This is a genomic window from Candidatus Polarisedimenticolia bacterium (assembly GCA_036004685.1).
Taxonomy (GTDB): domain Bacteria; phylum Acidobacteriota; class Polarisedimenticolia; order Gp22-AA2; family AA152; genus DASYRE01.
This window is the reverse complement of sequence record DASYRE010000024.1, coordinates 109,639-129,804: the sequence shown is the minus strand read 5'-3', so window position 1 is coordinate 129,804 and position 20,166 is coordinate 109,639. Positions and strand designations below refer to the sequence as shown.

The 20,166-nt window shown below is 66.4% G+C and carries 13 protein-coding genes; 2 read left to right on the top strand and 11 right to left on the bottom strand.

Annotated elements, in window-relative coordinates; all coding sequences use genetic code 11:
* Positions 1–111: 111 nt before the first annotated feature.
* The 6 genes from VGR67_05775 to VGR67_05750 form a co-directional block, all read right to left on the bottom strand.
* Positions 112–2,004: a M2 family metallopeptidase gene (locus VGR67_05775; protein ID HEV8335905.1), complete on the bottom strand. Its 1,893-nt coding sequence runs from the start codon at positions 2,002–2,004 to the stop codon at positions 112–114.
* A 50-nt stretch (positions 2,005–2,054) separates the two neighbouring features.
* The gene (locus VGR67_05770) at positions 2,055–2,711 is read right to left on the bottom strand and encodes a VTT domain-containing protein (protein ID HEV8335904.1); all 657 of its coding nucleotides are present in this window, start codon (positions 2,709–2,711) and stop codon (positions 2,055–2,057) included.
* Between the two features lie 60 nt (positions 2,712–2,771).
* Positions 2,772–5,366, bottom strand: a complete 2,595-nt coding sequence (locus VGR67_05765) for a S8 family serine peptidase (protein ID HEV8335903.1) — start codon at positions 5,364–5,366, stop codon at positions 2,772–2,774.
* Positions 5,367–5,544: 178 nt separating this feature from the next.
* Positions 5,545–6,348 (bottom strand): undecaprenyl-diphosphate phosphatase, encoded by an 804-nt coding sequence (locus VGR67_05760; GenBank protein HEV8335902.1) that lies wholly within the window; start codon positions 6,346–6,348, stop codon positions 5,545–5,547.
* A 22-nt stretch (positions 6,349–6,370) separates the two neighbouring features.
* On the bottom strand, positions 6,371–6,919 hold the full coding sequence (locus tag VGR67_05755; GenBank protein HEV8335901.1) for a GNAT family N-acetyltransferase: 549 nt from the start codon (positions 6,917–6,919) through the stop codon (positions 6,371–6,373).
* Positions 6,920–6,979: 60 nt separating this feature from the next.
* Positions 6,980–7,660 carry a hypothetical protein gene (locus tag VGR67_05750; protein ID HEV8335900.1) on the bottom strand — a complete coding sequence of 227 codons (681 nt, stop codon included), beginning with the start codon at positions 7,658–7,660 and terminating at the stop codon, positions 6,980–6,982.
* A 290-nt stretch (positions 7,661–7,950) separates the two neighbouring features.
* Here VGR67_05750 and VGR67_05745 point away from each other — a divergent pair, with 290 nt between their 5' ends.
* The gene (locus VGR67_05745) at positions 7,951–11,382 is read left to right on the top strand and encodes a S41 family peptidase (protein ID HEV8335899.1); all 3,432 of its coding nucleotides are present in this window, start codon (positions 7,951–7,953) and stop codon (positions 11,380–11,382) included.
* Between the two features lie 118 nt (positions 11,383–11,500).
* Positions 11,501–13,339, top strand: a complete 1,839-nt coding sequence (locus VGR67_05740) for an N-6 DNA methylase (protein ID HEV8335898.1) — start codon at positions 11,501–11,503, stop codon at positions 13,337–13,339.
* Positions 13,340–13,466: 127 nt separating this feature from the next.
* Here the strand turns inward: VGR67_05740 and VGR67_05735 are convergent, their stop codons facing one another.
* The 5 genes from VGR67_05735 to VGR67_05715 all read right to left on the bottom strand — a co-directional run bounded on the left by VGR67_05735 (position 13,467) and on the right by VGR67_05715 (position 20,113).
* Positions 13,467–14,402, bottom strand: coding sequence for a TerC family protein (locus tag VGR67_05735; GenBank protein HEV8335897.1), 936 nt, complete (start codon positions 14,400–14,402; stop codon positions 13,467–13,469).
* A gap of 25 nt (positions 14,403–14,427) precedes the next feature.
* Positions 14,428–15,363 (bottom strand): hypothetical protein, encoded by a 936-nt coding sequence (locus VGR67_05730; protein ID HEV8335896.1) that lies wholly within the window; start codon positions 15,361–15,363, stop codon positions 14,428–14,430.
* Positions 15,364–15,532: 169 nt separating this feature from the next.
* On the bottom strand, positions 15,533–17,494 hold the full coding sequence (locus VGR67_05725; GenBank protein ID HEV8335895.1) for an Nramp family divalent metal transporter: 1,962 nt from the start codon (positions 17,492–17,494) through the stop codon (positions 15,533–15,535).
* Positions 17,491–18,156, bottom strand: coding sequence for a metal-dependent transcriptional regulator (locus tag VGR67_05720; protein ID HEV8335894.1), 666 nt, complete (start codon positions 18,154–18,156; stop codon positions 17,491–17,493). The genes VGR67_05725 and VGR67_05720 overlap by 4 nt, the downstream gene beginning before the upstream one ends.
* Positions 18,157–18,214: 58 nt before the next feature.
* Entirely contained in the window at positions 18,215–20,113 is a 1,899-nt protein-coding gene (locus VGR67_05715) for an acyl-CoA dehydrogenase family protein (protein ID HEV8335893.1), read from the bottom strand.
* Positions 20,114–20,166: the final 53 nt, after the last annotated feature.

Here is a 20,166-nt window from a genome sequence, read left to right as displayed (position 1 = left end):
AGGCCTCCTCGACCAGGAAGGAGTTGTCCAGGATCGCGGGCTCCGCCGCCGGCGCCGGCGGCGCCGCGGCGGCGAGGCAGGCCAGCAGGCAGGCTCGACCCAGGGCGGCCGTCAATCCCATCCGCACTGTCTTCCCGCGTTCTCCTTCTTCAGCTGCATCCGAAGCGGCTCGAAGTAGTTGACCATCGGCTTGGTGCTCAGCTCCGAGCCGGTGGCTTCCCGGATCACGTCGCGCCACGGCTTCATCGCTCCCTGCTCGAGGATCGATCGGAGGAAGTCGCCCACCGGCTTGCTGCCGTAGTAGCTGCACGAGTGGGGATCCTGCTTGAGAATGTCCCGGCAGATCTTGTCGTGCAGCTGGTACTTCAGCACGGTGGCGATGGCGTAGTCGTAGTACTGGGCCGGATCGTCGTTGACGTGCGTCTTGGTGGCGGCGTCGCAGAACTCCTCGCCGCGCGGCTCCGGCGGATCCACCCCCTGGAACTTCGCGACGTAATCCCACCACCGCCGGTTGAATTGATCGGGCGGCAGGTTTCCTTCGTAGAGATCGCGCTCCCAGTGCGACATCGTCCCCGCCGACCACGGAATGAACGGGACGGTCTCCTCGAGCGCCTCGTTGAGCAGCCACTTCTGCTGGTCGAGCGACTTGCCGGCCGGAAGGATTCCGACGCCGGCGAGATAGGGCTGCTGCCGGGAGGCCAGGGCGATCAACTCCCCGATTCCCTCGTGGAAGGCGCGGTTCGCCCCTTCCCGCAGGACGATGGGGACGCCCGGCCGGTCGTAGGAGAGGTAGTAATAGATGTGGCCCAGCTCGTGGTGCGCCGTGGAGAACCACTGGCTGTCGGCCTGGATGCTCTGCAGCGAGCGGACGTCCCCGGCGAGGTCCATGTCCCAGGCCGACGCGTGAGTGTTCTTCTTCCGATCCGATCCCTCCGGCACGGGATAGAGATCCGACAGCATATAGAAGGACTCCGGCAGCGCCCGGAAGCCCATCGACACGTAGAACGCCTCGGCCTTGCGCACGATCCATTCGGGCGTCTTGTCCTTGAAGTAGGGATCCAGCTCCACGCCCTCGACGATTCCGACCCAGTTCTGGGCCCAGCGGTTGTTGATCCAGTGCGCCGGAATCCGCCTCGGCACGGGCTTGCCGTAGCGCTTCGCCAGCTCGTACTTGGTCCAGCAATGGACCTCGCGGTAGAGAGGCTCCATGTCCTTCAAGAATCCCTCGAGCATCGCCATCATCTCGTCCACGGTCATGTCGTAGTCCGCCACCTGGAGATCGAAGAAGGAGCGGTAGCCCATCTCTTTCGCCACGGCGTTCCGGAGGCCCTGCAGCTCCACCAGCCCCGGCTTGAGCGGCCCTCCGTCCTCCTTGGAGGCGTTCCAGGCGCGGAGCCTCTCGGCAAGGTCCCTCGAGTTCTCGAGGATATCGTCGATGCCGTTCGCGGTCGTCGGCTTGACGCACCGGCTGCCGTCCCGCTCGAGGCAGAACTCGAACGAATCGAGGATGCTGGACTGCTTCGCTTCCGCCTCGACCCGCTTCGCCACGACCTCCGGAATCGTCCCGGGCGATTCGGCGGCGCCCAGGAGGATCTTCTTGAGCTGGCGCGCGTCGAGCGGCGCGAGGCTCGCGGCGCCGGCGAGGAACTGCTTGGCGTTCTGGATCACGTAGGTCGAGCCGACCAAGGCGGCCAGCGCCTTGTCGCCGGCGATGCGCCCTCCGACGTGCTCCGGCGTGACGTCGGTGCTCGCGGCCCATTCCGCCTTCTGGGCTTCGTAGCGCACCTCCCGGTACAACGAGCTGTACATCTCGAGGAACTGGGCCAGCTTGGAGGGCGTCTTGGCCGTGGAGACCTTGCGGGGGCCGGGACGCGGGGCTCGCGCCCCGGCCGGCGACCCCTGCGCCGCCGGAAGCGACGCCAGGAGGGCCAGGAGCGACGCGGCGAGCCACGCTCGCGTGGCGCGTCTCGGGCTCATGCCTCGCGGAACCAAGGATCGGCGCATGGCAGTCTCCGGGAGTGGGCACGGCGGCGGCAGGGGCCGGAGCGGGGATTTTACATCAAAGCCGCCGGCGGCGGGCCACCACGACGGCGCGACTGGAGGCGCGCCCGGAGGTACGCGATGATTCCGGGCAGCAGCGACAGGAAGATCACGATCGCGACGACGAGGTGGATGTGCTTTTCCAGGTCGGGAATGGCCTGGCCGAGGAAGTAGCCGGTGAGGGTCATCGAGGCGACCCAGAGGATCCCGCCGATCACGTTGTAGCTGGCGAACCGCGGGTAGCTCATCGTGCCCGCCCCCGCCACGACGGGGGCGAAGGTGCGGATGATCGGCATGAACCGCGCGATGATGATCGTCTTGCCGCCGTGCTTCTCGTAGAACTCATGGGCGGCCAGCAGGTGCTTGCGGCGGAAGAAGAACGAGTCGGGGCGATCGTAGATCGCCTTGCCGGCGCGGTAGCCGATCCAGTACCCGGTCGCGTCTCCCGCGATGGCGGCCACCATCAGCGCCAGGTTCAGCGAGACGATGTTCAGGTTGCCGCGGGCAGCGAACAATCCCGCCGCCACCAGGAGCGAGTCTCCCGGGAGAAAGAAGCCGATGAGCAGCCCCGTCTCCGCGAAGACCACCGCGAACATCCCCGCGAGGCCCCCAATCTCGATCAGCCTCTGGACGTTGTAGACGTTCTCGAAGAACTTTCGAATCAGCTCCAAGGAATCCTCGGGGAGTTCCGCGGCGCGGCGCGGCCGGAGCGAGCGGGGTAGTTTACACGATCACCGGAGAACGGTCACCGGCGGGGAGGTCCAGATCTCCCAATGGGCGGGATTGTCGTCGTCCCCGAGGGCCTTCTGGGCCGCGAGCCGCAGCACGTACGATCCCGCCGGCAGCGGGTCGCCCTGCGAGTCCCGCCCGTCCCAGAACAGGAAGAAGAACTCCTCGGCCGTGCCGTTGCGGGGGAAGTAGCCGGCTTCGGCGAGGCGCCCGCGGCTGCGGCCGCTCGGCGTGTCGAACAGCTCGAGGCGCAGGCGCCGGACGGGATGCCGGAGGTGGAACAAGACGATCGCCGCCTGATGGTGAAGCGGCTCGATCGTCAGCGGAGAGCTGGGACCGAATTCGAAGTCGGGGCGCAGGATCGGATTGCCGAACGGCGAGGCGTCGGGGTTCATGGCGACGATCGATTGATAGTCCCCTTGAAAGCCGGCGTAGGGAACGCGCACGGTGCGCCCTGCCCCTTCCGGCGCGATCGCCAGGAATCCTCCGAACAGGCTTCCCTCGGGCAGCCCCTCCGGCGGCGTGAAGCCGATTTCAACGGTCGCCTTGCCGCCGGCCGGCAGAACGAGGCGGGACGGGTCGAAGCTCACCGTGGCGGCCCCGTCGGCGGCCTTGACGGGAGGCCCCCCGGGAAGAACGGCTTTGGCCGGAGCATGAGAGAAAGCGAGGGCGAGGGCCGAGGCGCTCCGGTTCTCGATCTCCAGAGCGCGCCGGACGCTCGCCCCTTCCATCTCGCCCAGCGAGATCTTTCCCGGCCCGACGCGCAGATCGGCCTGGAGGGCCGCTTCGACATCGACCAGGCCGGCCCCTTCATGCTGGATCGGCTCGAGCCCCCCGCCGTCCGGATTCTTGCGCCACGCCCGCGGCAGCGCGGCGTTTTGCAGGATGTCCCTCACCCGCTGGCTGGGGACGTTCGGCTCCGCCTCGATCAGCAGCGCCGCCGCTCCCGCGACGAACGGCGCGGCCATCGACGTCCCGCTCCTCAATCCGTAGCTGCCGCGCGCCAGCGGCAGCGTGGAGAAGACGAGCGCCCCCGGCGCCGCCAGGTCCGGCTTGAGCTCCAGATCGGGGCTCTCTCCATAAGCGCTGAAGGGTGAAACCAGGCCCCCCGTCGCGTTGGCGACGTCGGTGAAATCGCTGGTCCAGACGAGCGTCGTCGGAAAGCGGGCGCGCGCCGCCAGCGCCGTGCCGTCCTCGCGGGAGAGCGTGGCGACGGGGAAAAAGATCGGAGGATCCTCGAAGGTCTCCAGGAAGACGCCCGGCTCGTCGTTGTAGATCAGCACGGCGGCGGCGCCGGCGTTGTGCAGGTTGAGCACCTTCTGCCGGGGCGCGCACTGCCCGCGGCTCATGACCGCCACCTTCCCGGCCACGCCGGTGAACAGGGCGCGGTCGCTCAGGCAGCCGTGCCCGACGTCCTGGACGAGAGCCGATCCCGAAAGCGGCGGCGGCAGGGCCTGGTCGACCGGGAAGTAGCCGACGTCGCCCCCTCCCAGGACGCGGAACGACCGCGTGTGGACCTTGGCGCTGTCGGTCGACGCCACGCCGATCGTCTTGCGCCCCACCCCCGGCGCATCAAGCGAGAAGAGGCCGCTGTCTCCGTCGTTGCCGGCCGAGGCCACGACGACGACGCCATGGTTCACCAGGTTGTCCGCGGCGCGCGCCGTCGGGTAGTGCGGCCATTGGAACGCGTTGCCGAGGCTCAGGTTCACCACTCGGCTCCCGTCGCCGAGGACACGCTCCATCGCCGCCAGGACGATGTCGGCCAGCGTCCCTCCGACGCAGCCGAAGACCTTGTAGGCTCGCAGCGTGGCGCCGGGAGCCACGCCGGTGACGGCGCCACGCCCCGCGAGGATGCCGGCGACGTGGGTCCCGTGGCCGTTGCAGTCGCGCGGGTCGGCGTCGGGAAGCGGCGTGTTGCCCGGGCCCCGGTAGTTGTCCCCCACCAGGTCGAATCCTCCTTCGACCCGGAATCCCGGCCCGAAGCCTCCCCCCAGGTCGGGGTGCAGGTAGTCGATTCCGGTGTCGATCAGGGCGACCCGGACGCCCGCGCCGTCGATCCCCGCTGCCTGGATCCGATCGGCCCCCACCATCGAAAGGGCGGCGGCGAGACCGCCGGAAGCGGGTGCCGCCTCGCCGGACCACCGCCCGCCGCCGGCGATGGCATCCTTCGCGAGAATCCGCTCCCCCGGCTCGACTTCGGTGACCGGATAGATTGCCGTCACTCCCTTGATCTGAGCGAGCGTCATGACCTCGGCCGGATCGATGGCCAGCGAGACGCCGTTCCAGAGCCGGTTGTAGGTGAAGCGCTCCCGCCAAACAAGCCGCCGTCGGGATGCTTCGAGCCGGAACGCTTCCTTCTCCAGGCGCAGCTTTCGCAGGTACGCCGGCTGGTCGGCGGGATTCGCCTCCGCCAGCGGCGCGCTCGCCAGCTCGACGAACCACACCGCCGGCATCGTGACGCGCGCCGCCGCGGGAGGATCGGCGATTCCCCGGGGCGTCCCGTCGCGCAGCCGCGGCGTGACGAGCGGGAATCCCGGCTTCGTCCCGACCGTCACCGCCAGGACGAGGCAAGCCACGCGGAGTCGAAGACGCGCCATCGATTCCTCCCGCGCCCGGCACCGATCTCACGAAACCCTGAATGCCCAAGGATACCACCGGAGAGCGTTTGATGGGCAGTCCGAGGGGAACGGGCGGACTCGCCGGGCGCCTGCTCGTCCGACCCTAAGCCGGCCCGGGATCGGCCGACTCCGGACGATCCAAGCCTTCGGCCGGCACTCAGGACCGGGCGAAGTAATAGATGACGGGAGCGATCAGGATCCGGTACCAGGCGAAGGGGCGCAGGGAATGGCGCTGCAGGAGGCGGAGGAGCCACGCCACGGCGAGCCAGGCGAACAGGAACGACACGATGAACCCCACGGCGAAGAACGGCACGTCGCCGCCGCTCAGGAAGGACCTGGACTTGTAGAGATCGTAAGCGGTCGCGGCCGTCAGCGCCGGAACGGCGGCGAAGAAGGAGTATTCTGCGGAGGTCTTGCGATCGATGCGGCCGAGCATCCCGCCCAGGATCGTGGCGGCCGAGCGGGAGACCCCGGGCCACAGCGCCAGGCATTGGAACAGGCCGATGGCAAGGGCCTGCCCCAGGCCGATCCGATCCAGCCCGACGGTCTCGGGACGAGGGTGCCATTGCTCGACGAGCAGGATGGCGATCCCGCCGGCGCCCAGCGCCCAGGCCACCGTGAGCGGGGAGAAGAGGTGGGCCTTCAGGAAGTCGTGCAGGAGGAACCCGGCCACCAGGACGGGCAGGGTCGTGACGGCGAGCATCATGCAGCCATGCAGGCCGGCGAATCGCCTCTCCTCCCGCGCCTTGAAGCTCAGCAGGCCGAGAAAGCGCCGGCGGTAGTAGATCACGACCGCCAGGATCGCGCCGAGCTGGATGAAGATCTCGAAGGTCTTCGCCTTTTCCCCTTGCAGCCCCACCAGCGCCCCGGCCACGATCAGGTGCCCCGTGGAGGAGACCGGGAGGTACTCGGTCAATCCCTCCACCATCCCCAGGATCAGGGCGATCCAGAGCAGTCCCAAGCCTTCTCCTGAAAAGGGATCGCTAGCGAAGCGGTGAGGGGCGCTTGGCGAACTCGTTCCGCGTGATCCCGTAGCGGACGATCCCCTCTTCCGAGCCGATCCCGAGGAAGCGCATCCCGTTGTTCTCCATGACGCGGATCGAAGCGCGCAGATCGGGGTAGGTCTCGGCGATGACCCGGTTCACCTCGGGGTGGGAGAAGGCCCAGGCGATCATGCCGCCCGCGGCTTCGGTCCCATATCCCTGACGCTGCTTGTCCTCCATCACCGAGTAGCCCACCTCCACCGTGCCGTCGGGAGAATACCGTCCCTTGAAGCCCCCTTTCCCGATCAGCAGCAGCTCCGCCGGCGCCGGCAGCGCGAAGTACCACACTCCCCAGCCGACGTTCGCCGGATCTCTTTCAAGGTAGCGCACGGCATAGTCGAGGGAAGCCGCGTCGTTCAAGGGAGGCGGCCATCCTGCCGGGACGCGCGCCCCCGTCAGGCGGGCGAGACGGCCTCGGTCCTCGATCTCGGCGCGGGCCATCTCGGCCGTGGAGGCGATCAGCTCCAGTCGCGGGGTCTGGACTCGCATGGATGGAGACCCTCGAATCGAATGCGGCTCGGCGGTTGCTAGGGAGCCTGGTCGGGCGCTTCAGGAAGCGCGCACCGAGGCGATGAGCGAGTCGAACTCCTGGCGGTGCGACTCCATCGTCTTCTTCGGGCCGGTGCACTTGAAGAACCAGTTGGCGTCCGCCCCCTCGACGATCGCTCCGAGAAGGAGCGTCCCCGGTTTCGGGGCGGAATCGCCGCCCATCATGGGAGAGTTCGTGTAGGTCCCCTCCATGCTCACTTTCAGGACCTTCCGGCCGCCGGCGTTCGACTCCGCCACGGTCGGAGTCGGATGGCCGCCGGAGGCGTCGGTGAGCTGGCTCGCCCAGCGGTCGATGTTGGCCTGGATGTCGCCTCCCTGTCCCGGGCCGAAGTAGAAGACGGCGCATTGTCCCCCTTCGGGGTCCCCCGCCGCGGCGGGCAGCGCGTACTGGGCCTTGCGCATCGACGAGGAGGGGGGCTCCTCGACCCATCCGGCCGGGACGCTCCAGGTCAGCTGACCTCCGGCAGGCGCCTCGCCGCCTCCGGGAGCGCTCGGGACCGCGTGGCCGCGCGAGTCGACGAGCGGCGGCGCGCCCATCCCGGGCGCCGGCACCGCGGATTGTTGCTGCGGCTGCGGCGGGGAGAGGGACTGCTTCTCGGCGCGCCGGCAGGCCGTGCCGAGAACGGCGGCCCACAGAACGAAGCACGGGACCGCAGCTCGTGCCATCCTCGAACCGCTCATGCGCATCGATCTCTCCTCGGATCCTTGAAAGTGATGGGAGCCGCCGCCAGGAGTCTAACATCCCCCGCCCGATCCGGTCTCCCCGGGTGGCCCGGGCCGCCCGGGATCCGGAGCACCGGAAAGCTAGAATACTCGAGTAGGCGAGTCAAGCACCGGCGTCGTTCGCCCGCGATCTCGATCCCCTTGGGGCTCGCTCCCGAAACTCCCTTCCGCCGATTGCGTATAGTACCCAACGGATAGGTTCGTTCCCCAGGGATAACCCAACATCCGACGTTTTCTGGAGCCCATTCATGGCCCGCCGTTCGTCCGTGCCCGGAAGACCTGCGCCGCGCTTCGGCGCCTCCCCTCGCTGCGCCCCCCTCCGTCGCTCGACGATCGCCCTGCTCCTGCTCGCAGCGGCCCTGGCCGCCGCGCCGCTGCCGGCGCGCGGCCAGGAGACGGCGCCGGCCGAGGCGCGGCTCCTGCGCTTCCCGGCGCTGTCGAAGGACTCGATCGCCTTCGTCCATGGCGGCGATCTTTGGATCGTCCCGCGCGCCGGAGGCGTCGCCCGCCAGCTGACGACCGACACCGGCCTCGAATGGCTCCCCCGTTACTCCCCCGACGGCAAGTGGATCGCGTTCACCGGGCAATACGACGGGAACCGTGACGTCTATGTGATCCCGGCGTCGGGGGGAGAGCCGAAGCGTCTCACCTGGTGGGCCGACACCGGCCATCCTTCGGAGCGCCAGGGGCCCAACAACATGGTGATCGGCTGGACTCCGGACAGCCGGAGAGTCCTGTTCCGCTCGCGTCACCTCTCCTGGGAGGACCGGGCCGGGCGCCTGTTCACCGTCGACCTCGAAGGCTCGATGCCGGAGCAGGTGGGCGTCCCGGAGGGAGGCTTCGCCTCCTTCTCGCCCGACGGCAGAAAGATCGTCTACAACCGGATCTTCCGCGACTTCCGCACCTGGAAGCGATATCGCGGCGGCATGACCCAGAACCTCTGGATCTACGACTTCGCCGCGAATCATATGGAGAAGATCACCGAGAACGACAACACGTCGCGCGATCCGATGTGGATCGGCGACACCCTCTACTTCAACTCCGACCGCGACCGGACCTTCAATCTCTTCTCCTGCGATACGCACGGCAAGAACCTCAAGAAGCTCACGAGCTTCACGGATTACGACGTGCGCTGGGCCAGCGCCGGCCCTGGCGGCATCGTCTTCGAGAAGGGAGGCGACATCTACCTTCTCGACACCGCGAGCGGCAAGAGCGCGAAGGTCGCGATCCGCGTCCCGAGCGACATGCGTACGGCGCGGACCGAGTTCGTCAAGGTGGGAGATCAGATCACCGACGGAGGCCTGTCGCCCGAGGGGAAGCGCGCCGTCCTCGTCGCGCGGGGGGAGGTCTTCACCGTCCCGGCCGAGAAGGGCAACACGCGGAACCTGACGAACACCTCCAACGCCCACGAGCGCGGCGCCGCCTGGTCCCCCGACGGCAAGTGGATCGCCTACCTCTCCGACCAGACGGGCGAGGATGAAGTCTGGATGGTCTCCCAGGACGGAAGAGGGGCGGCCCAGCGCCTCACCACCGACGGCCATGGCTGGCGCTTTCCTCCCGTCTGGTCTCCCGACAGCAAGAAGATCGCTTTCGCCGACAAGGACCTGAAGCTGTTCGTCCTGGACGTCGGCTCGCGCAAGCTCACGCAGGCCGACCAAGCCAAATATCAGGAGATCAGCGGCTACGCCTGGTCCCCCGACAGCCGGTGGCTCACCTACCACAAACTGAACCTCCAGCAGCTCCATCAGGTCTACGTCTATTCGCTCGACTCCGGAAAGGTCACCGTCCTCACCTCTGAGATGAACGACAGCTACGCCCCGGTCTTCGATCCCGGCGGGAAGTACCTCTACTTCCTTTCCGATCGCGACCTCAACGCCAGCATCGGGTCGTTCGACTTCAGCTACGTCTACGACAACCCCACGCGCCCCTATGCCCTGACGCTGCGCAAGGACCTCCCCTCCCCCTTCGCCCCCGAATCCGACGAAGTCAAAGCGGCCGGAGAGGGCGCGAAGAAGGACGAAGGGGAGGATGCGAAGGAAGCGCAGAGCGTGGAAAAGGTCAAGAAAGGAAAATCGGACAAGGAGAAGGAAAAGGACAAAGGCAAGAAGAAAGCCGAGCCCTTGAAGATCGATCTGGCGGGGATCGAGGATCGGATCGCCGCGTTCCCCGTCCCGCCCGGGAATTACGGCTCGCTGCGGGCGAACGAATCGGCGGTCTTCTACCTGTCGAGCCCCGTCCCGACGCTCACCGGGGGCCCCGACGGCCCCAGCGGCGATCTGCACGTCTTCGACATGGAGAAGAGGAAGGATGCCGTCGTGATCTCGGGGATCGGCGGATTCGACCTCTCGCCGGACGGGAGCAAGCTCGCCTACCTGGCGGACGACAAGGTCGGCATCCTCGACGCCAAGCCCGGGACCACCGGCAAGGTGGGCGACGGCGCGGTGAGCACCGGCGAAATGCGGGCCAGGGTGGATCATCGCGCCGAGTGGCGGCAGATCTTCGACGAGGCCTGGAGGCTCGAGCGCGACTTCTTCTACGTCTCGAACATGCACGGCGTCGACTGGCCGGCCATGAAGGCGAAGTACGGCGCCCTCGTCCCCTACGTGAGCCATCGCTCCGATTTGACCTACCTGATCGGCGAGATGATTTCGGAGCTGAACATCGGCCACGCTTACGTCGGGGGCGGCGAGGCGCCGAAGCCGCGGGACGTCCCGATCGGGCTGCTCGGCTGCGACTATCAGGTGGACAAATCCTCGGGACGTTACCGAATCTCCCGGATCCTCCTGGGGCAGAACTGGATCGATGCGCGCCGGTCGCCGCTCACCGAGCCGGGGGTGGTCGTCGCGGAGGGCTCCTACCTGCTGGCGATCGACGGCGCCGACCTGAAGGCTCCGCAGGTTCCCGACGACCTGCTCCAGGGGAAGGCCGGCGGCACGGTGACGCTCACCCTAGCCTCGAAGCCGTCGGGAGACGGGTCCCATGAAGTGACCGTGAAGCCGCTTTCGGATGAAGCCGATCTCCGCTACTACGATCAGATCGAGAGGAACCGCCGGAAGGTGGATGCCGCGACCCAAGGGAAGATCGCCTACGTCCACATCCCGAACATGGGCGGGGACGGCCTGAACGAGTTCGTCCGGCAGTACTATCCGCAGATCCGCAAGCAGGGGCTCATCGTCGACGCGCGCAACAACGGCGGAGGGTTCGTCTCGGAGCTGATCATCGAGCGGCTGCGGCGGGTCCTGGCGGGTCTCGGGACCGCCCGGAACACCGAGAACATCGGCACCTATCCCTCCCAGGTCTTCTACGGACCGATGGTCTGCCTGATCAACCACTACTCCGCTTCCGACGGCGATCTCTTCCCCTACTACTTCAAGAAGTACGGCCTGGGACCGCTGATCGGCACCCGGACCTGGGGAGGCGTCACGGGCATCCGCGGCAACACACCGCTCCTGGACGGCGGTTACGTCACACGGCCCGAGTTCGGGAACTACGGGCTGGCGGGGGCGTGGGAGATCGAGGGGCACGGCGTCGATCCCGACATCGAGGTCGACCAGCGGGACGATCTCGTCATGCAGGGGCGGGATCCGCAGCTGGAGAAGGGCATCGAGGTGCTGATGGAGCAGATTCGGAAGAACCCGAAGACGCTTCCCGCCCCGCCCGCCCCGCCGGTGAAGAACTAATTGAGTGGTCAGCGATTTCATTGAAGAATGATCATTTGGTTCTCGTCGTCCAGAGGTAGAATACCGGCCGAGCGATATCAGCCCGCAGAGACCTCTGCGTGAAATTGGAGAGTCGATCGTGCACGTCAAGGGGAGAACTGTGCTGACGAGCCGGCCGACGGAAAAGAGGGCCAGGAAAGGATTGGGAGCCTACTATTCGCCGAAGGACATCGTGGAGCCCATGGTGTCTTGGGCGATACGTAGCAAGTCTGATGCTGTGCTTGATCCATCATGCGGCGACGGGGTCTTTCTTGAGTCTGCTGCCAGGCACTTTCTCAGCCTTGGCAATAGCGCCCGGGAAACATCCAAGAGGCTGCACGGCATTGACTTGAATCTCGCGGCCATCTCACACACTTCCCAAGCACTTGAGAAACTGCTGGCAACTGAACAAATAGATCTCCGAGCCCTTAGTTTTTTTGCGACGGAGCCTGGCGCGTTTTCGAAAACGGGCATGGAGGCAATGACCGCCGTCATCGGCAACCCTCCCTACATACGCTATCAGACCTTCAACGGCAACCACCGAAGCCAAGCTCTGCTCCAAGCGCGGCGAGCGGGAATCGACTTTTCCCGGCTTGCGTCATCCTGGGCTCCGTTCGTGGCTCACGCGGTTTCCTTCCTGAAGTCTGGCGGCCGGCTGGCTTTCATCCTGCCAGCCGAACTGATTCATTCCGCCTATGCTCTCCCGCTTCGGAAGTTTCTTCGTAAGCAATTCGGGTACGTGGCTGTTATTTCATTTAGAAAGGCTGTTTTTCCAGAAGTCCAGGCAGAGGTCGTAGTTCTTCTGGCTGATAACAAGGGTGACGAAGGTAACGGTCGGCTCTTGCTTGCCGAAGCGGAAGATGCCAGGGATCTCTCGTCCATCGAAGCGATACTTGTTAGGGCTAAGGCTTTCAGTCCTGAGCTCGAGCCAAGCAAGTGGTCGCCAGGATTCAGTGAGAATAGGGCGACCACTTGTCTTTCAGACTTGGAAAAGAATCAACTATTCCAACCTCTCTCCTTGATCGGGAAGGCGAACATCGGCTTCGTCAGTGGTGCAAACGAGTTTTTTGTGTTGAGGCAATCGGAGGCAGAAGCCTGGTCTCTCCCTAAACATTCATTACGTGCTTGCCTGATTAAGGCGCGTCAGATGCCGGGGGCTCTTGTAACGCTGTCCCAGGCAAAGAGGCTCGTGAGCTCCGACGAGAGGTGTCTTCTCTGGTCGCCCAAGGAAAGGCTTACTCCAACGGAGTCCCGATACACTCGGCACGGAGAAGGGCTTGGGCTGCACAAGCGGTTCAAGTGCCGGGTTCGATCGCCTTGGTACTCGGTGCCTGGGGTGATCGTGCCTGAAGCATTTCTCACATACATGAGCGATTCCATTCCCAGACTTTGCTTGAATGAATCGCGAATAGTGGCAGCGAACACTTTGCTGACCGTTCGCCTGCCTGCAGTTCCAAACAAACTTCTACGTGCATTCACCGTTGCCTTCTACAACTCTGCGAGCCTCTACTCGTGCGAGCGGGTCGGCAGAACGTATGGCGGTGGTGTTTTGAAACTCGAGCCAAGCGAAGCAGATCGCATCTCTTTGCCAGCGCTCGGCATCGTGGAGAAACACTCGGAATCTCTTGAAGCACTCGCAGGGCAAGTCGATGAGGCTCTTCGGATCGCCCGTCATGACCTCCTTGCTGAGCTTGTCACGAGGATAGATGGAATCATTTTGGCTCAAGGTTGCGGTCTCAGGACTGTCGACATCGCGGAGCTGATGAAAGAACGAGGACAAATGGTCGAACGGAGACGGGGTCGTTCAAAACGCCGCGCTGGCTCAGAAGCCGAGATTCAACTAAAGCTCCTTCAGCGTCCTGCCAGGTATTCCGCCCATGTTCGGAGGCCCCCATCATTGCCCAGGTTGAGAAAGCCAACCCGCACCATCAATCCATGAGCGGCGAATTGGTTCCTCGATGGATTGCGCTGCGCAATCGGCGGGACGGACTCGACGCCATTTCCATTCCCCCGGCATCGTCGCGCCGACGGGCCTCGGGCGGCCCGGCAATCTCGGGGATCGACAGCTAAGGGCGGGACGAGCGGGGCCGGAAGACCAGCGACGCGAGGACCGAGCCGCCCAGCAGCGCGGCGACGACGCCCAGGGAGAGGCCGATCGAGATCGGGTAATGCTCCCCGACCACCATCTTCAGCCCCACGAAGGCCAGGACCAGGCCGAGCCCGACGGGGAGGTAGTGGAACCGATCCATCATCCCCGCCAGCAGGAAGAAGAGCGAGCGCAGCCCCAGGATGGCGAAGATGTTCGACGTGTAGACGATGAAGGGATCCCGGGTGATCGCGAAGATGGCGGGGATCGAGTCGACCGCGAAGACCAAGTCGGTCGTCTCCACGACGATGAGGACGAGGAGCAGCGGCGTCGCCATGCGCCGGGCCGAGACCCGCGTCAGGAACTTGCTGCCGTGGTACTCCTTGGTGACCGGAAGCATGCGGCGCGCCAGCTTCAACACGACGTTCCGATCCGGATGGACCTCCGCCCCCCTCTGGAGCAGGATCTTCACGCCGGTGTAGACCAGGAAGGCGCCAAAGACGTACTCGATCCAGTGGAACGCCGACAGCAGCGCCGCGCCCGCCAGGATGAAGCCGATCCGCATCACCATCGCGCCGAGGATCCCCCAGAAGAGGACGCGGTGGCGCAGGTGATCGGGGACCGAGAAGTAGGAGAAGATCACCAGGAAGACAAAGAGATTGTCGACGCTGAGGGCCAGCTCGATGAGGTAGCCCGTCAGGAACTCCAGCCCGCTCCGGGGACCGAACCAGTGCGCCACGCCGAGATTGAAGAGGAGCGCCAGCGCGGTCCAGACGGCCGACCAGCCGAGCGCCTCCCGGATCGAGACCTTGTGGGCGTGCCGGTGGAAGAGGCCGAGGTCGAGGACTAGGGCCACGAGGACGAAAAGGGTGAAGCCGAGCCAGAGTAGCGGCGTCCCGACGCTTGGAGGGGTCATTCGAAGCTCCGGCGGCCCGGACAGATCAGGGGAGGGACTCGGCCGGGGCCGGGGTCGTGGAGCCCACTTTGGTCACCAGGGCCAGTCCGAAGCCGATCACCGACAGAACCAGCCAGACCAGCTCGCCGAGGACCGGCACGAACCGGACGAGCGCCACGAGAAAGAACCCGACCATCACCGTCGCCAGGACCGACGCCTCGGGGCCGATCAGGCCCGTGCCCAGGCCGACCCGCCTGCCGAGGGGCACGAGGATCGCCGCGACGCCCATCAGGCACAGCACCTTGGCGACCAGATAGAGGAGGAAGGCCAGCGGAATGCCGATGATCGTGACGAAGAATATGGCGAACAGCATCCCGACGAGCACCGACGCCAGCAGGCCAAATCCGAGGGAGGCCGGCCAGCGGGGCTGGACCGAAAGCGACATCCTCTCGATCCGATCGGGGACGAGCAGGGCGAGCAGGAAGACGATGACGAGCGACGTGATGATGGAGATCAGCCGCAGGAGGATCAGGATCCCAAGCAGGCCGCGCGAGACGAGGTGCTGGATTCTCGGTGGCAGGTGCGAGCCGATGTCGATCCGCTGCCCCCCCACGGTGAAATCGGCAGGTTTCTGGAGCGTCCCCAGGATCTGGACGAGATCCCCGTGCACCGAGGCTCCGGGAGAGATGGTCGATTCCGACAGGACGGCGATCACGTCCTTGGCCTCTCCCGAGAGGTTCAGCTTGCCGTCGATCACGATCACGTTCCCCTCCACCTTCCCTTCGATGGTGGCGGTCCCCCGGAGGCAGATGACGTCGTCGGGAACGACTTCTCCCTTCTCCACCTTCACGTCACCGAGCACTCCCACCCGCGGCTTGTCCCCGCCGAACGCCGGGGGTAGGAAGAGGAAGGCCGCGGTCATCGCGACTCCGGCGATGCGAGCCAGACCCAGGAGCGATCCCGTCGCGCGAGTTCTCCCCATCTCCTCCTCCTTTTTCCACCGCCCGGGAGCTGGATTGGAGCGCGAATCTTTCCCCGTTGCCAGCGAATTCTATGTCTCGCCCTCGGCCTGGGTCAAGCCAGGGCCGAGCCGGAGCGCAGGAGGCGCGGCGCTCGCCGACCGGCGGCGCGCGGGCCTGGGGGCGCGGCGATCAAGAGGAAGGAGGCGGCAGGGTTCCTGAAGGGATGGGCCCGCCGGGCTGGCGGATCGTGACGACGGGAATGGTGACGGCGTGGCGGACCGAGGAGATCGTCTGCCCCTTCATCATGTCGGCAAAGAGCCGGTGGCCGTGCCCGCCCAGGACCAGGAGATCGATGTGGTACTCCTTGGCGATCTCCACCAGCGCGACCGACGGGACGCCGTAGCCGAGGACCGTCCGGGCCTTGTAGCCGCGGGCGACCAGATCGGCGCAGATCGAGTCGAGATAGCGGCTGGCCTCTCTCGTCTCCCGGTCCCCCACTTCCTCCCCGTAGACCTGTGCGCCGACTCCCTCGACGACGTGGATCAGGATCAGGGTCGTGTCGCGATCCCGCGCCAGGCCGAGCCCGTACGACAGGACGCCCTTGTCGTTCACCGACCGATCCAGCGCCAGGCCGGCCCGCTTGACGGACGGCGCGACCAAGCCGCTGAGGACCTCGGAGGCTTCCAGGATCACCGGCACGGCCTCCACTTTCCTCGCCGGCAGGAACGGCCTGAGGATGATCCATCCGAGCAGCAGGGTGCACGCACCGACCAGGGGGACGACCAGGGACCAGGTCAGGGTGGAGGCGGGCGGAGGCAGCGCGACCCAATCGGCGATCAGATCGTAAATCAGCTTGGCATTCAGCGCGATGATGATGGTGGCGGCGATCCACGCCAGGATCTTCACCCAGGGAGGGCTGACAAACTCGCCCATGCGCTTGCGATCGCTGGTCACCTGGATCAGCGGGATGATGGCGAAGGGGAGCTGCAGGCTGAGAATGACCTGGCTGACGATGAGCAGCTTGTAGGTGCCCCCCTCGCCGTGAATCAGGATGACGACGACTGCCGGGACGATGGCGATGGAGCGCGTGATCAGCCGGCGGACCCAAGGCTTCAGGCGGATCTGGAGGAAGCCTTCCATGACCACCTGTCCCGCCAGCGTCCCGGTGAGCGTCGAGCTCTGGCCGGAGCAGAGCAAGGCGATCCCGAAGGCGGTGGAGGCGAAGGCGGTTCCAAGGAGCGGGGTCAGGAGCTCGTGGGCCTGCTGGATCTCGGTGACGACGATGCCCCGCCGGTTGAACGTCGCGGCCGCGACGATCAGGATGGCGGCGTTGACGAAAAGGGCGGCGTTCAGCGCCACCGCGGTGTCGACCAGGTTGTATCGGCAGGCTCTCCGGATTGCCTCGGGGGTACGCTTCACCCGCCGCGACTGCACCAGGGCCGAATGGAGGTAGAGGTTGTGCGGCATCACCGTGGCGCCCAGGATACCGATGGCCACGAACAGCGCCTCCGGATGGGAGAAGACGTACGGAGTGCTGGATTGAAGGCGGGGGATAAAGCCCTTGAAGACCTGGCCCCATTGCGGGTTGGAAAGGAAGATCTCCAGGAGGAAGCAGCCGCCGATGGTGAGGACCAGCAACAGGATAAAAGCCTCCATCTTGCGGATCCCGAGACGCTGGATGGCAAGCAGCATGAAGGTATCGCAGAGCGTAATCAGGCAGCCCCAGAGCATGGGGATGCCAAAGAGAAGGTTCAGTCCGATGATCGTCCCCAAGACCTCCGCCAGATCGCAAGCGGCGATGGCGACCTCGCACAGGATCCAGAGCACGAACCCAACCGGTCTTTCGGTACTGGCGCGGCTCGCCTGGGCCAGATCCATCCCCGAGGCCAGCCCCATCCGGGCGGCGAGAGTCTGAAGAAGCACCGCCATGGCATTCGACATCAGGAGGACCCAGCACAGCTCGTAGCCGAAGCGCGCCCCCCCTTCCAGGTCGGTGGCCCAGTTCCCCGGATCCATGTAGCCGACGCTGACCAGATAGGCGGGGCCCGCGAAGGCGAAGAGCCTGCGCCAGGTGCTCGGCTGATCGACGGCGACGGAGGAGTGCACCTCGTCCAGCGAGCGCTGCCGGAGCGTCTCGACGCCCGTCCTCATGACGCCGCCCCCCGAAACTCGCGGACGACCAAGGCCCCGGCCACGCCGGGGCCGATCTCGACCGTCTTCCTTCCCACCGCCAGGCGAATCGGGCCGCCGTACGGCTCGACCCCGCTGACCCGGAACCGGCGGCCGGGCTCGAGCCCCATCCGCCGCAGATGCTCCAGGAGCCCCGCGTCCTGATCGAGACAGCGCAGGATTTCGCCGCGATCGCCGGCCTTCATCGCCGCGAGCGTCAGCCGGGCGGCGTCCCGGATCACGCCGTCGTCGCCGGGGATTGGATCGCCGTGAGGATCCCGCGAGGGGCGGCCCAGCAGCTCGAAGAGCCGGCGCTCCAGCTCGTCGTCGGTGGCGTGCTCCAGCTTCTCGGCGTGCTCATGGACCTCCTCCCACCCGAACTTGAGGTGCTGGACGAGGAACAGCTCCCAGAGCCGGTGCTTGCGCACCATGCGCAAGGCGAGCGCCTCCCCCGCGGCGGTCAGCCGGACGCCCCGGTAGGGGACGTGCCGGAGCAGCTTCTTCGCGGCCAGCTTCCGCACCATCCCGGTGACGGAAGCCTCGGAGAGCCGGAGCTTCCGCGCGATCGCCGAGGTGCTCACGGCCCCCGCGCGCCGACGAAGCAGGTAGATCGCCTTCAGATAGTCGTCGACCGTGTCGCTCATCGGGCGGAGTGTATCATTGTTCGGCGGATGGAAACAATAATTTAGGCGAGCCAAACTTTCAAGAGACTTCGCGCTCTCGCTCGGCCGCTTCCGGCGCCGCACGGGAGAAGTCCGGCGCGAGGGCACCCTCTTCGAGCCAGCCGTACCGGCCCGCGAGGACTTCCCGGGAGACGCGGTATTTGGCGGCGTCGTCGTTGCGCCAGATGGCGCGGAAGTTCTGCGCGATCCTGCGTCGGGCGTTGCGGCAGAAGAGATCGGCGAGGACCTCGGCGTCGCGCCCGGCGTCCGATCCCGAGGCCGAGAGCGCCCGGGCGCGCGACAGGGCCGCCGCCATGGCGAAGAGATCCGCGCCCACGTCCACCGCCCGGAACAGCAGCGCCTGCTTCTTCTCCAGCCGCGCGCCGTAGACGATCATGGCGTGGAACAGGTTGCGCGCCAGCCGGCGGCTCGCGCGATCCACGTAGCGCACGTGCGTCGCCAGCCGGCCGAACTCGGAGTAGCGGGGGAAGTGCCCCCACCCCAGCCAGCGGGTCGGGTACCACCCGGCGTAGAAGGCGACAACCTTGGGAAGGCTCGCGAGCTTCTTGCCGGCCGGGGCCTTCGGATCGACGAGCGTCCCGGCCACCGCCAGATGCCGATCGAGGGCTTCGCGGGCGATGAACAGCCGCATGATCTCGCTGGACCCTTCGAAGATCAGGTTGATCCGGTAGTCCCGCATGATCCGTTCCACCGGGATGGGCTCGTCTCCCCGGCCCCTTAAGGAGTCGGCCGTCTCGTATCCGCGCCCCCCGCGGACCTGGAGCGTGCGATCGACGACCTCCCATCCCGTCTCGGTGTTCCACATCTTCGCCACCGCCGCCTCGAGCCGGATATCGTAGCCTCCCCGGTCGGCCATCTGGGAGGAGAGCTCGGAGACCGACTCCATGGCGAACGCGGCGGCGGCCATGTCGGCGAGAATCTGCGCGATCGCCTCGTGCTTGCCGACCGGCTGCCCCCATTGGACGCGCTTGCCGGCCCAGTCGCGGCAGATCCCGACGCAGACCTTGGCCACGCCCGCCACCGAGGCCGGCAGGGTGAGCCGGCCGGTGTTCAGCGTGACCAGCGCCAGCTTGAGCCCGCGCCCCTCTTCCCAGAGGAGGTTCTCGCGCGGGACCTGCACGTTCGTGAACCGGAGGACGCCGTTCTCGATCCCCTTGAGTCCCATGAACTCGCACCGGTGGATCATCTCGACGCCCGGCCAGGCGGTCTCCACGATGAAGGCGGAGATCTTGCGGTTCTCGGGATGGCGCGCCATGACCACCAGGAGCTCGGCCACCGTCCCGTTCGTGCACCAGAGCTTCTCCCCGTTCAGGATGTAGGTGCTCCCGTCCTCGGTCTTCTGGACGGTGGTCGAGAGCTTCGCGGGATCGGATCCCACGTCGTGCTCGGTGAGCGCGAAGGCGGAGATGGCACCGGCCGCGAGGCGGGGGAAGTACTTCTTCTTCTGCTCCGGCGTCCCGAAGAGCTTCAACGGCTGCGGCACGCCGATCGACTGATGCGCCGACAGCAGCGCCGTGACGTTGCCGTCATGGCTGGTCACCATCTGCATGATCCGGCTGTACTCCACCTGCGTGAAGCCCAGGCCGCCGTATTCCTTCGGGATCTTCATGCCGAAGGCGCCGAGCGCCTTGAGGCCTTCGACCACCTCCGGCGGGACCTTCCCCTCCCGATCGATCCGATCCGGGTCGACTTTCTCCCGGAGGAAGCGCTCCATTTTCCCGTAGAACTCCTGGTATTCCGGGCGCGGGGCGCGCCCGGCGTCCGGGAAGGGATGAATCAGGTCGAGCCGGAAGTTGCCGAGGAACAGCTCCTTGAGGAAGGAAGGCTTGCGCCATTCCACTTCCCGGGCCTCTTCGGCGACCCGGCGCGCCTCGATTTCGCTGGCGGTCGGCGGACGCGGCGCGTCGGAAACACTCATGTCAGGTCGTCTCCTGGATCGATGAGCAGAGAGAGCGGAAGCCTTCGCGGCAT

Coding starts and splice junctions, on each gene's coding strand:
- VGR67_05775 (HEV8335905.1), bottom strand. CDS start 2,004: ATGCGCCGATCCTTGGTTCCGCGAGGCATGAGCCCGAGACGCGCCACG.
- VGR67_05765 (HEV8335903.1), bottom strand. CDS start 5,366: ATGGCGCGTCTTCGACTCCGCGTGGCTTGCCTCGTCCTGGCGGTGACG.
- VGR67_05755 (HEV8335901.1), bottom strand. CDS start 6,919: ATGCGAGTCCAGACCCCGCGACTGGAGCTGATCGCCTCCACGGCCGAG.
- VGR67_05750 (HEV8335900.1), bottom strand. CDS start 7,660: ATGAGCGGTTCGAGGATGGCACGAGCTGCGGTCCCGTGCTTCGTTCTG.
- VGR67_05745 (HEV8335899.1), top strand. CDS start 7,951: ATGGCCCGCCGTTCGTCCGTGCCCGGAAGACCTGCGCCGCGCTTCGGC.
- VGR67_05735 (HEV8335897.1), bottom strand. CDS start 14,402: ATGACCCCTCCAAGCGTCGGGACGCCGCTACTCTGGCTCGGCTTCACC.
- VGR67_05730 (HEV8335896.1), bottom strand. CDS start 15,363: ATGGGGAGAACTCGCGCGACGGGATCGCTCCTGGGTCTGGCTCGCATC.
- VGR67_05725 (HEV8335895.1), bottom strand. CDS start 17,494: ATGAGGACGGGCGTCGAGACGCTCCGGCAGCGCTCGCTGGACGAGGTG.
- VGR67_05720 (HEV8335894.1), bottom strand. CDS start 18,156: ATGAGCGACACGGTCGACGACTATCTGAAGGCGATCTACCTGCTTCGT.
- VGR67_05715 (HEV8335893.1), bottom strand. CDS start 20,113: ATGAGTGTTTCCGACGCGCCGCGTCCGCCGACCGCCAGCGAAATCGAG.